This window comes from Parasphingorhabdus sp., assembly GCF_036568145.1.
Taxonomy (GTDB): Bacteria; Pseudomonadota; Alphaproteobacteria; order Sphingomonadales; family Sphingomonadaceae; genus Parasphingorhabdus.
On sequence record NZ_DATCTC010000032.1, the window covers coordinates 1 to 11,919 of the forward strand.

The 11,919-nt window shown below is 54.8% G+C and carries 9 protein-coding genes; 5 read left to right on the forward strand and 4 right to left on the reverse strand.

From position 1 onward, the window contains the following. Nucleotides 1-17 precede the first annotated feature (17 nt). Entirely contained in the window at nt 18-920 is a 903-nt protein-coding gene (locus VIN76_RS13170; RefSeq protein ID WP_332042326.1) for an HNH endonuclease, read from the reverse strand. An 82-nt stretch (nt 921-1,002) separates the two neighbouring features. Here VIN76_RS13170 and VIN76_RS13175 point away from each other — a divergent pair, with 82 nt between their 5' ends. The 5 genes from VIN76_RS13175 (at nt 1,003) to VIN76_RS13195 (ending at nt 7,613) form a co-directional block, all read left to right on the forward strand. Continuing rightward, complete coding sequence (locus VIN76_RS13175; RefSeq protein ID WP_332042327.1) at nt 1,003-2,409, forward strand: acyl-CoA dehydrogenase family protein; 1,407 nt, start codon at nt 1,003-1,005, stop codon at nt 2,407-2,409. A gap of 49 nt (nt 2,410-2,458) precedes the next feature. Next, on the forward strand, nt 2,459-3,934 hold the full coding sequence (locus VIN76_RS13180; protein WP_332042328.1) for an MFS transporter: 1,476 nt from the start codon (nt 2,459-2,461) through the stop codon (nt 3,932-3,934). Nucleotides 3,935-4,001: 67 nt separating this feature from the next. Next, nucleotides 4,002-5,213 carry an acyl-CoA dehydrogenase family protein gene (locus tag VIN76_RS13185; protein WP_332042329.1) on the forward strand — a complete coding sequence of 404 codons (1,212 nt, stop codon included), beginning with the start codon at nt 4,002-4,004 and terminating at the stop codon, nt 5,211-5,213. Nucleotides 5,214-5,230: 17 nt separating this feature from the next. Next, a complete protein-coding gene (locus VIN76_RS13190) occupies nt 5,231-6,301 on the forward strand; it encodes an acyl-CoA dehydrogenase family protein (RefSeq protein WP_332042330.1) in 1,071 nt (356 codons plus the stop codon). 4 nt (nt 6,302-6,305) lie between these two features. Beyond that, entirely contained in the window at nt 6,306-7,613 is a 1,308-nt protein-coding gene (locus VIN76_RS13195) for an MFS transporter (RefSeq protein WP_332042331.1), read from the forward strand. A gap of 35 nt (nt 7,614-7,648) precedes the next feature. Here VIN76_RS13195 and VIN76_RS13200 read toward each other — a convergent pair whose 3' ends face one another. The 3 genes from VIN76_RS13200 to VIN76_RS13210 all read right to left on the reverse strand — a co-directional run bounded on the left by VIN76_RS13200 (nt 7,649) and on the right by VIN76_RS13210 (nt 11,875). After that, nucleotides 7,649-8,875 (reverse strand): TetR/AcrR family transcriptional regulator, encoded by a 1,227-nt coding sequence (locus VIN76_RS13200; RefSeq protein ID WP_332042332.1) that lies wholly within the window; start codon nt 8,873-8,875, stop codon nt 7,649-7,651. Between the two features lie 67 nt (nt 8,876-8,942). Then, nucleotides 8,943-10,694, reverse strand: coding sequence for a class I adenylate-forming enzyme family protein (locus VIN76_RS13205; protein ID WP_332042333.1), 1,752 nt, complete (start codon nt 10,692-10,694; stop codon nt 8,943-8,945). A 2-nt stretch (nt 10,695-10,696) separates the two neighbouring features. Further along, the gene (locus tag VIN76_RS13210) at nt 10,697-11,875 is read right to left on the reverse strand and encodes an acetyl-CoA C-acyltransferase (protein WP_332042334.1); all 1,179 of its coding nucleotides are present in this window, start codon (nt 11,873-11,875) and stop codon (nt 10,697-10,699) included. Nucleotides 11,876-11,919: the final 44 nt, after the last annotated feature.

Here is an 11,919-nt window from a genome sequence, read left to right on the forward strand (position 1 = left end):
GTTCGCTTATTGTCATTTTAATTCTTGAAACAATGTTCACGATGCCAAGCCAGAAATGCTGGGTGCGGGCGGTCCGCCGTGCGGTGTGGAGCCAATGCAATGCAGTTTTTATTAATCATTGCACGGATACTATCGGGATCATTAGCTTGGCGACTGACCAGGATTCCAAGATCGTCTTTGAGGCTAATTAATCCTCGGTCAAACATCCAATGAACTGTTCCTGATAGGGCGAGGCCATTGCTAACAATATCCGGACCGCCTTTCTCTACTGGCTTAATATGCGCCGCTTCTACTTCTGCTCTGCCTCCGCCATTAATTAGCTTCAGACCGGTGATAGCGCACCGGCAATCGTAAGCTTCCACCACCCGTCTCCTAAACAGCCGGTCACGAACGAAACGTGATCCAAGGTTGGCAACACGGTCACGCTCAACTTCAAACTGAAAGGGCGATCGCTCCTCACGCAATGTGGGTGCAATTGATTCTTCGATATCCACGCGGGGAAGAAAACTATTATCTTCCGCTAATCCCAAATCAATGATGCGGTTGAAATCTTGGGGTGACAACGGACGGACAGCAGATTGTGCGCGGCCCGAATTTCTGCCCTCGGCATTAAGAACACCTAGTTCCACGACACCATGCGGCCCGTTGAAGGGCACTGGGTTGACGAAATCCAGATAGCTACCCGGCTCAATCAGCGCTAGATACATATTCTTCGCAGTGGGATCGGGAATAACCTGTTCTACTTTTGCGACAGCAAAATACCCGCGCGTATCCGCCACCTTGCTTGGTTCATAATAGATGATCCAATCGCCGATACATTGCTCAACCCGCGTCAGATATTGGCGCGGGAATTGGTATCGCTCAGCCGGACTGTCGTCATAGATCGAATCTGATCGGTGTATGAAAACGCCAAAGGTCATTGATAGACGCTAGCGGGCCTTAAAGAGTTTGGAAATCTTAATGTGTGTTTCGTCTATTCTCTCGCACGGACGCTCACGTTTTATGGATCAATCCTTGGAGCTTGCAACTCCTCTTGCTGATTTTAAAAAAGTCGGTATGGTAATCTCCAATAATCAGAAAAAGACATTTTGGAGAGAAACGATGGCGTGGGATTTTGAAACCGACTCAGAATTTCAGCAGAAGCTCGACTGGATGGAGGAGTTTGTTCGTGAGAAGGTCGAGCCCCTTGGCATGCTCGGCATCCATCCCTATGATGTTAAAAATCCGCGCCGGAATGAGCTTGTACGGCCATTACAGCAAGAGGTTAAGGATAATTCTCTCTGGGCCTGCCATCTTGGTCCCGAGCTTGGTGGGCAAGGATATGGCCAAGTCAAACTGGGGCTTATGAACGAGATACTGGGCGGTGCAACTTTCGCTCCTATCGTATTTGGTTGCCAGGCGCCCGATACCGGCAATGCAGAGATCATTGCGCACTATGGAACGTCAGAACAGAAGAACCGGTATCTACTTCCGTTGCTGAATAACGAAATCGTTTCCGCATTTTCCATGACCGAGCCACAGGGTGGTTCCGACCCGACCAATTTCGTGACCCAAGCGGAGCTTGACGGTAACCATTGGAAGATCAACGGGGAAAAGTGGTTCTCCACCAACGGCAAATGGGCCGATTTTCTGATCGTGATGGCAGTGACCAATCCCGATGCGCCGCGTCATCAGCGCATGAGCATGTTCATCGTGCCGATTGACACGCCCGGCGTTGAGGTCGTGCGCAATGTCGGCGTTTATGGGCAGCAGGATGGGTCCGAAAGCTATGTCCGTTACACCGATGTGCGTGTACCGGCCGATCATCTGCTGGGCGAGCAGGGCAGCGCCTTTGCTATCTCTCAGACCCGGCTTGGCGGGGGGCGGGTTCACCATGCCATGCGTACCGTGGGCAGTTGCAAACGCTTGCTCGACATGATGAGCCGCCGCGCGGTCAGCCGAAAGACCCGCACAGGACAGATCGGTGATTATCAGGCGGTGCAGATGCAGATTGCCGACAGCTATATCGAACTGGAGCAATTCAAGCTTTTCGTACTCAAGACTGCATGGATGATCGACAAATATCAGGATTATCGAAAGGTCCGCAAAGACATAGCGGCGATCAAGGCGCTGATGCCGAAGGTGTATCACGACATTGCGGCTCGCTGCATCCATATCCACGGATCGCTGGGCGTATCGAATGAAATGCCTTTCGTAGGTTCGCTGATCGGTTCGATGGTCATGGGGATCGCTGACGGCCCGACCGAAGTCCACAAAGTGACTGTCGCGAAGCAACATCTGCGCGCCTATGCGGATGTGAACGACCCGATGTTCCCCGAATATTCACTGATCAACCGACGAATCGCCGCGCAGGAAATCTATGGCGAGGCGGTCGATGACTTTGCAGATGTAGCGGAGGCCAGCGCATGATTGGCGGTGTTCGCGCAGGTGTCCATTTCGCACGATGGGATGGCGGCTCATGATAGTATCGAAAACTGCCCCCAAGCTCGGCCTCATCACCAAAATGCTCTACGGCGTGGGCTCCGTTGGCTATGGTATCAAGGATGTCGCGTTCCGCTCATTCCTGCTACTCTATTATAATCAGGTCGTGGGTGTGCGAGCGGACCTGGTATCTGCCGCGATTTTGGTGGCGCTGGTTTTCGATGCCATATCCGATCCTATTGTCGGTCAATGGTCAGACAATATCAGGACACGGTTCGGCCGCAGGCATCCGTTCATGTTCTTTTCCGCCATTCCGGCTGCAGGCAGTCTGTTGCTATTATTCATGCCGCCTGAGGGCATGTCCGATTTTGCTGCGTTCTGGTATATCATAGTCGTCGGGTGCTGCGTACGTACATTCATCACATTTTACGAGATACCCAGCTCCGCCCTCGCCCCGGAATTGACCAGCGACTATAATGAGCGAACCTCCGTCGCCAGCTTCCGGTTCTTTTTCGGCTATCTTGGGGGAATCGGGATGGCGTTTCTAACGCTGATGGTGTTCCTCGCCCCGACTGAGGAATATGCTGTCGGACAGCTCAATCCGATGGGCTATTGGCGCTTTGCGGTTTTCGGATCGTTGACGATGTTCTTTGCCATAATATTGTCGAGCCTCGGCACGTTCCATCGCGTAAAATATTTCAAACCGCCTCTGCCCAGCCCCTGGCTTGGTGTATTCCGGACGCTGGGCCAGATGCGAGAGACTTTCTCGCACAAGGGATTTTTGGCGCTGCTCGGTTTTGGCCTGCTGAAATATACCGGCATCGGCATGACCTCTGCCTTGTCGATCTATTTTGGCACCTATCTATGGGGCCTCTCCTCATCGCAGCTTGCGATCCTTGTTCTCGACTCTCTCGTCGGGGCTAGTCTTGGGCTATTCATGGCCCCTTGGCTTTCCCGAATTTTCGGAAAGCGCAACGCCGCGATTGGCCTTGCCGTTCTGGCTGTCCTGATCGGAGCGACCCCCTATATTTTGCGTATCTCCGGCCTGTTTTTCGAGAATGGCGACCCGCTGCTGGTGCCGACCCTTTTCATGCTTTCGGGGCTGTATAACATGTGCGGCTTTTCCTCGGCTGTTCTGACCCATGCCATGGTCGGTGACGTAGTAGAGGAAAGCCAGCTTGCGACAGGCCGCCGGTCGGAAGGACTGTTTTACGCCGCCAATACCTTCATGCAGAAAGCGACATCCGGCCTCGGCGTTTTTGCAGCCGGTTTGCTGGTTGCATTCGTGGGCCTTACGCCCGGCAGCAATCCGGGCGCCATCGACCCGGCAATTCCGTTGCAGCTCGCAATGGTGTATATACCCGCATTGCTGCTGCTTTACATTGGCGGAGCGTCGTTCCTGATGTTTTACAAGATCGATCGCGATAGCCACGAAGCCAATCTGGAAGAGCTGCGTATTCGCGACCGGGAGTCCGAATATGATGTCGAGAGCATCGTAAGCTCGTCCAGTTGACACGCCCCAACAAGTTTTAACCGAAATGCCGTGCAACGCGGTCTGAATAGCTAAACAGGAGGAATTGATGGCGACCAAAGCCAAAGTTGAAACAAGCAGCCCGGACGAGGCCTTTCGAAAGGAAGTTCGGACGTTCCTGAGCGAAAATTTCCCGCCCGAGTTGAAAGGCAAAGGCAATGCCCTGGCTTCGGTCGAAGGGCCGGGCCATGAAACCGAAGCGCAGAAAAACTGGCGTCAGGCGATGGGATCGCGCGGATGGGGCACGCCCACCTGGCCAGCGGAATATGGCGGCGGTGGCCTCAACCGCAAACAGGCTGCGATCCTGAACGAAGAAATGGCCAAGGCCGGAGCCTATAATCCGATTGGCGGCATGGGCGTTATGATGTTTGGTCCTACCTTGCTGGAATATGGCAACGAGGCGCAGAAAAAGGAGCATATTCCACCAATCTGCCGTGGTGAAATCCGCTGGTGCCAAGGTTATTCCGAACCTAACGCGGGGTCCGACCTCGCCAATCTGCAGACTTTTGCCGAAGACAAGGGCGATCACTATGTCGTCAACGGCCAGAAGACCTGGACCAGCGGCGGCCAGTGGGCGGACAAGTGCTTCTGTCTCGTCCGCACGGACAAGAGCGACAAGCATCGCGGCATCTCTTTCCTGCTGATGGACATGGATGCACCGGGCGTCGAAGTCCGGCCGATCCAGATGATCAGCGGAATGAGCCCGTTCTGCGAAACGTTCTTCACCGATGTGAAGGTTCCGAAAGAAAATCTCGTCGGCGAAGAGGGCCAGGGCTGGACCATCGGCAAGCGATTGTTGCAGCATGAGCGCACAAATCTGTCAGGCGGTGGCAGCATGGCACGTCGCGGTGGATCAAACCTGGCTGATCTTGCCAAAAAATATATGGAAACCGACGCCGACGGCCGTCTTTCCGATAAGGTCATGCGCGACAGGATCGCGGATTTCGAAATCCGCTGGAGCGCGTTCCTGCTGACGGCCCGCCGCGCAGCTGAAGAAAGCAAGGCATCGGGCGGCGTGTCGGAAATCAGCTCTGTGCTGAAAAAACTGGGCACCAAGCTTGGCCAGGAACGGGCCGAAATGAGCATCGAGATCATGGGCTTGCAGGGCCTTGGCTGGGAAGGTGAAGGGTTCACCGAGGCTGAGCTGGCCGGTGTGCGCGGATGGCTCTTTGGCAAGGCTACGACCATTTACGGCGGCTCTACCGAAATCCAGAACAATATCATTTCCAAGCGCGTGCTTGGAATGCTCGATCACCAATAAGAAAAAGGGACGAAATAATGGCCGTTCTAAACGAAGAACAAGAAATGCTGCGCGATATGGCGCGCGAATGGTCGACCAATGAAAGCCCGGTCGCCGAATTCCGCAAAGTCCGCGCAAGCGGCGCACCCGAAGCGTTCAACCCGGACGCTTATAAAGCGATGGCCGAAATGGGCTGGACCGGGGTCATCATCCCCGAAGAACATGGCGGCAGCGATTTCGGCTGGATGTCCGTTGGTCTGATTGTCGAAGAACTTGGCAAGACGCTGACGGCAAGTCCGCTTATCGCTTCAACACTGGCAGCTTCGGCGATCATTCTTGGCGGAAGTGACAAACAGAAGGCCGAGTGGCTGCCCAGAATTGCCAGCGGTGAGCTTATCGCCACTCTCGCCATCGACGAAGGACCGCATCATAACCCGGCAAATATCGCTACATCGGTCAGCGGCGGCAAGGTGTCAGGCACCAAGGCATTCGTACACGAAGCCCATGCAGCCGACCTGTTCGTTGTCGCAGCCACTGACGGGCTATATCTCGTCGAAAATGGCGATAGGGTCAGCCTTTCCACCCGCAAGCTCACGGATCAGCGCAGCCATGCTGAGGTCACGTTCGATGGCGCGGTAGCGGATAAGTTGGAGGGCGGCGGAGATGATCTGCTCGATCATGTTCTCGACCGCGCACGCATCATCACTGCCTGCGAAATGCTCGGAATGGCGCAGCGCGTGTTCGATACAACGCTCGATTATCTGAAACAGCGCGTACAGTTCAATCAGGTGCTGGCCAGTTTTCAGGCATTGCAGCACCGGATGGCCGACCTGTTCGGTGAATTGGCAACCATGCGATCTGCTGTCGAAGGTGGCTTAATGGCGCTCGATGCCGGTTTCCGCGTCCCGGAAGCGGCCTGCATTGCCAAGGCCCGCGCATCTGACGTGCTTCACCTTATTAGCCGTGAAGGCGTGCAGTTACATGGCGGTATGGGCATGACCGACGAATATGACATCGGTCTGTATCTGAAGCGTGCCAGAATATTGGAAGCCAGTTGGGGCACTTCGTCCTACTTGCGCAACCGCTTTGCCAATCTGAGCGGATACTAAGCCATTGGATCCGATCGAGGATCCGGATGGAATCTATGATAAAGCCAGTGCCCGACAAGGGGCACTGGCTAATCATGCGCGTTTTGTAGACGAGAATCTTAAGCGCAATTTTATTGCCAATTTCATTCACGGCGTTCTGGGCATGACGGGTTTCCGCCTGATGTATGCCCCTACCATCATCCCGGCCTATCTTATGATGCTAACCGATAGCGCAGCGGCTGTTGGTCTCGCCAGCGCGCTATTGCAGCTTGGCGCGACGATTTCCCCGATTGCCAGCGGGTCGCGGATAGAACATCGCAGCCACATATTGTCGTACGCGATCCGCGTCGGCTCCCTGATGCGATTGCAGATTCTCGGCATGGCGCTCGCAGCGTGGTTCCTGACTGGAAATACCCTGCTTTTCGTCACCTTGGGCCTGTTTTTGCTGCTCGGCTTTTTCACCGGAGCGCAGCGGGTTGCTTTCCAGATGCTGATGAGCAAGCTGATCCCAATCCGCAAGCGTGGCAGGTTGCAAGGATATCGCAATCTTGCTGGTGGCTTGATTGCTGCTGTTCTGGCCTGGGTAGCGGGGAATTATTTCATTGCTCAAAACTGGTTGGGCAATGGCTATGCGACAACATTCCTCTTCGCGTTTCTGCTGACCAGCGCCGGGTTGGTGGTGTTAAAAACCATGATCCGCGAACCGGCAGCGCCCATTTCGCGTCCCCGGATGCCGATGATGGAAAGGATCAAGGAATTTCCCGTCCTGCTGTCGGACAAGGATTTTCGCGGCTTCTTAATCGTTCAATGCTTTGCTACCGCTGCGCGCGTAGGGGCGCCTTTCTATACGATTTATGCTGGCAGCTTGCTGGGCCTCGACGGGGCACTGATCGGCGGCCTCAGCTTTGTGTTTCTCGGCTCCGATACCATCGCGAATATTATCTGGGGGCCAATGGGCGACCGGTTCGGATTTCGCATCGTTTATATTGGTTCGCTGCTATGTTCGATAGCTGGCGTCATCACCCTGATGATGGCGAGCAGCGCCAATCCCATTTACGCGGCATTCATCCTTTTGGGCTTTGGCACATCGGGCTGGATGCTGGCAGCGAGCACGATGGTGCTGGAATTCGGTAGCCAGGAAGATATCCCGATGCGGCTTGGCCTTGTGACAACGGTAGAGGGCATCATCGCCGCCATCGGGCCTGTATTGGCCGGGGTAGCGATAGCCTTTGTGGGATTCGAACCGTTTTTTGCGACGGTGCTGACTGCACTCATGATTGCGGCAGCGCTGATTTTATTCATGGTGCGTGAACCACGCAACGTCATCAACTAAGCCTAGTTCCAACCCACGCTTGGCTCTATCGCGTTCTATTTATCAATCATTCCATCATAGAGGGTGGATGCATAGACACGGATAGCTTCATTGGGATCAGTGAAACGCCGTGCCCATCGACGTCCTTCATATGCCCCGTTCAGAGTTGACATGAAGACTTGGCTCGCAACGAGGGGATCAATAGGCCGAACGGATCCATCGGCAATGCCATCAATTAGCATCCCGGCAAAGCGCCGGGCCAACCGGTTGGAGCGTGTCACGACGTTGAAACGGTCGTTGCTTTCAAGGGCCTGAAGAGCAGTTGTGCGTAGTAACGGTGTCGTGTCATAAAATTGCAGGTCAATGAGTCCGGCCATGACACTCGACAAACGGGTCCAGTAATTGCCGTCCAGACTTAAGCCAGCCATCTGGGCCGCCGAAAGCCGGTCATAGCTTTGCTGGAAACAGGCGAGGACCAAGTCATCCTTGGCCTCGTGATGATGATAGAAGCTGCCCTTCGTCACATTGAGGATTTTGGCGATCCGGTTCACCGAAGCGCCATGATAGCCCCGCTCGTTAATCGTTACCGTCGCGGCGCGTAGAAACTCGGCGTTCTGGCTGGGTGCCTCACCTATATCCGTGCGCCAGAGTTTTCCGTCCAGCTTTTGCGGGTTCCATTCGCTGCCGGGTGCAGCAACTCCATAAGCCAGAACATCGAAAAGCCGTTCTTGAACACGGTCGAAATCCAGTACAGAATAGCGCGTTGACCATGCGGGCCACCACATCATTGCTTCCAGCAACACATGTGCTCGCACAGTGTAGAGTGCCTTTTGCGCGTCATTGGTCGGTTTGCCAAAAAATTCGCGAACTATATTCACGATGGATCGGTACCGGTTGAGAAGCGGCTTTTGCGTATCTTCGTCTAGCGTGCGTATTTCAGAAAGAGCCGTCAACAGGCCAGTTTCACCGCGCCTGATCCGTTTGCGCAAGGCCACATGTTCGGCAAGATAATAGCGAAGACGGGCTGCCGGATTATCCTGTGCACGAGAATCCCGCGCCATTTGTTCCATCAGGTCGAGCGTGGCATCATAAACGGCAACGACGAGTTTCTCCTTGCGAGAGAAATAATAGGTAATGCTCGTTGCATTGAGTCCAATCGCTTTCGCAACCGAAGCCAGGGTCGTCGCCTGCACCCCCTGCGTGTTGATTAGCACAGACGCGGCCTTGATGATGGAGTCCCGCTTCTTGTCAAACCTATCGGTAGCCTTGTCTTTCGTCGCCATCGGACCCCCCACTGCGCGTAACGTCAAGTCATCACATGCGCCTGATTTTCATGTCAGACAAATCCAGTCAGAACAAGCTGTGCAGGTCCTTTTTAAGAATCTTCCCATTCGCATTGCGCGGCAAGACATCCTGCACAAACACGATACGAACCGGCACCTTGAACTTGGCCAGACGCGCCGCGACCCATTCTTGCAATTCTTGCTCGCTCGCACTTTCACCCGGTGCAAGATGAACAACTGCTGCGGGTTCCTCACCCAATTGCTTATGCGACATACCAATCAAGGCAGCATCAGTAACCGCCGGATGATCGTAAAGTACATTTTCAACTTCAGATGAGTAAATATTCTCGCCCCCGCGCAGGATCATATCCTTCGCCCGGTCGACAATATAGCACCACCCCTCTTCGTCCAGCCGCGCCAAATCACCTGTTCTTACCCATCCGTCTATGAATGTCTCTGCCGTGGCTTGCGGGTTGTTCCAATATCCTTTCACAACCATCGGCCCGCGCGCCCATAGTTCGCCAACTTCACCCGTGGCCATTTCCTGTGTGCCGTCCTCGTTCATGATTTTCAGATCGGCAACCGCGACGGGCGGGCCGCAACTATCGGGCCGGTTCAGATAGTCTTCGCTTGAATGGCTTGTGACCGTCGCCATCGTTTCGGTCATCCCCCAGCCATTACCGGGCAATGCGCCAAATTCTTCGCGGATCTTGCGAACCAGTTCGGGTGCGGCAGGAGCGCCGCCATATGCTATAGCCTCAAGACTGAAGAGATCGTAATTCTTGCGCTCCGGATGCTCAAGCAATTGCCAGGCTATCGTCGGGACACCTCCGGTAGAATTGACCTTTTCGCGCTCGATGATCTGGAATGCCTGGACAGGGTCCCATCTGTGCATGAAAATCAGTGTATTTCCTGCGGCTATGCTCCCCATCAGACCAGCCGAACATGCGGTAACATGGAAAAGGGGTATAACGGTCAAGCCAACCTTCTGGACCGGGTCCGGCAACGGATCACCGCGCCGAAGCACCGTGCAGGCGCCGCTATAGGCGCTGGTCATAATGTTGGTGCAAAGGTTCCGATGCGTGCCAAGTGCACCTTTAGGGTTGCCGGTTGTACCGCTGGTATAGAAAATGGTCGCGTCATCATCGGGCAAGATTTCCACGGCAGGCAGAGTCCCTGCTGGCAGGTCTGCATATTCGCCAGGTTTGCCAATGATGGATTCCAGTGTTTCCGCACCTTCCGGTGCGATTTCGCTGCGCGATACGAATATCGTTTCCAACGCGGGGATCTCTGAAAGGTGCGGCTGGACACGATCCCAGCGCTCGTCATCACAGATCAGAATCTTGGTTCCCGAATTGTCGAGGCCATAGGCAAGTTCCAGCCCGGTCCACCATGCGTTGAGCGGCACGACGATTGCGCCAATCACTGCACCGGCAAAAAACGCGACCGGCCATTCCGGAAGGTTGCGCATCGCCACCGCAACGCGATCCCCCTTCTTTACACCACGCGCCTGCAATTCCGTGGCTAGACGACAGACCGCCCTGAACCACGCATCATAGGTGACGCGCTCGTCCTCGTAGATGGTGAACACACGGTCACCATGCGATTGTCCGGCCATTGCAATGGCGCGTAGATTTGGCGGAGCATTTTTCCATGTGCGGGTCGGGATACCGTTAATATCGACGGTCTCCATCTCGAACTTGGCTCCGGGCGCTGTCAACAGCGCCATGCATTCTTCGCGGCTAATAATCGGCCACCCGGCGGGAGCTTCCCAACCGATTGCCGATGCGAGACTTTCCGTTTGCACTTTACTTGCCATCGTCAGAGTACTTCAAACAAACCAGCTGCACCCATACCGCCACCGACACACATGGTGACAACGACATATTTTTCGCCGCGGCGTTTGCCTTCGATCAGAGCATGACCGACACAGCGCGCACCCGTCATGCCAAAGGGATGCCCGATAGAGATCGACCCACCGTTCACGTTAAGCCTGTCATCCGGAATGCCAAGCCTGTCACGGCAGTAAAGCACTTGCACCGCAAAGGCTTCGTTCAATTCCCACAGACCAATATCACCAATTGTCAGATCGAAGCGTTTGAGCAGCTTGGGAATGGCAAAAACCGGGCCGATGCCCATTTCGTCGGGCTTGGTACCCGCTACCGCCATGCCGACATAACGGCCGAGCGGGCTCAAACCGCGCTGTTCAGCCAGCCCCTCTTCCATTAGCACCGAAGCAGCGGAACCATCCGCAAGCTGTGAAGCGTTGCCTGCGGTGATGCAATATCCCTCACCCATAACGGGTTCGAGTTTCGCCAGACCTTCCAGCGTGGTTGTCGGACGGTTGCAGTCATCCATCGCAATCGTCACGTCTTTCTTGCTGACTTCTCCGGTTTCCTTGTCCTTCACGTTCATGGTCGTGGATATTTCGAGTATCTCGTCGCTGAACTTTCCAGCCTCCTGCGCTGCGGCAGTGCGTCTCTGTGATACTAGCGAATATTCATCCTGCGCTTCGCGGCTAATGCCATAACGCTTGGCCACTGTTTCAGCCGTTCCGATCATCGGCATGAAAATGTCGGGATGCATCTTTAGCAATTCTTCATCGCGTTCCGGCTTGCCGCCGCCCGAACGGATGGCCGAGATCGACTCGACCCCGCCTGCAACGCAAATATCCATACGGTCAACGATGATCTGTTTTGCTGCAGTCGCAATCGCCATCAGTCCTGACGAACATTGGCGGTCCATGGTCATTGCCGCCACATCAACAGGCAATCCGGCGCGAAGAGCGATCTGACGCCCCATGTTGGAGCTTTGCGCTCCGCTCTGGTTGGCGGCCCCGATAACCACGTCATCAACCTCTGCACCGTCGAGTCCCGCACGCTCGACCGCAGCCTTAACCGACCAAGACCCCAATTCCACCGGATGAGTTGCATTAAATGCCCCCCGCATTGATTTCGACAACGGAGTGCGGGCGGTAGACACTATAACGGCATTACGCATTTCAGCTATTTCCTCTCTTATTTATTTGTCGCGATTTAGTCAGA

Bases quoted from the DNA above. Each gene is read 5' to 3' on its own strand.
- VIN76_RS13170 (WP_332042326.1), bottom strand. From the start codon at position 920: ATGACCTTTGGCGTTTTCATACACCGATCAGATTCGATCTATGACGAC.
- VIN76_RS13175 (WP_332042327.1), top strand. From the start codon at position 1,003: ATGGATCAATCCTTGGAGCTTGCAACTCCTCTTGCTGATTTTAAAAAA.
- VIN76_RS13180 (WP_332042328.1), top strand. From the start codon at position 2,459: ATGATAGTATCGAAAACTGCCCCCAAGCTCGGCCTCATCACCAAAATG.
- VIN76_RS13185 (WP_332042329.1), top strand. From the start codon at position 4,002: ATGGCGACCAAAGCCAAAGTTGAAACAAGCAGCCCGGACGAGGCCTTT.
- VIN76_RS13190 (WP_332042330.1), top strand. From the start codon at position 5,231: ATGGCCGTTCTAAACGAAGAACAAGAAATGCTGCGCGATATGGCGCGC.
- VIN76_RS13200 (WP_332042332.1), bottom strand. From the start codon at position 8,875: ATGGCGACGAAAGACAAGGCTACCGATAGGTTTGACAAGAAGCGGGAC.
- VIN76_RS13205 (WP_332042333.1), bottom strand. From the start codon at position 10,694: ATGGCAAGTAAAGTGCAAACGGAAAGTCTCGCATCGGCAATCGGTTGG.
- VIN76_RS13210 (WP_332042334.1), bottom strand. From the start codon at position 11,875: ATGCGTAATGCCGTTATAGTGTCTACCGCCCGCACTCCGTTGTCGAAA.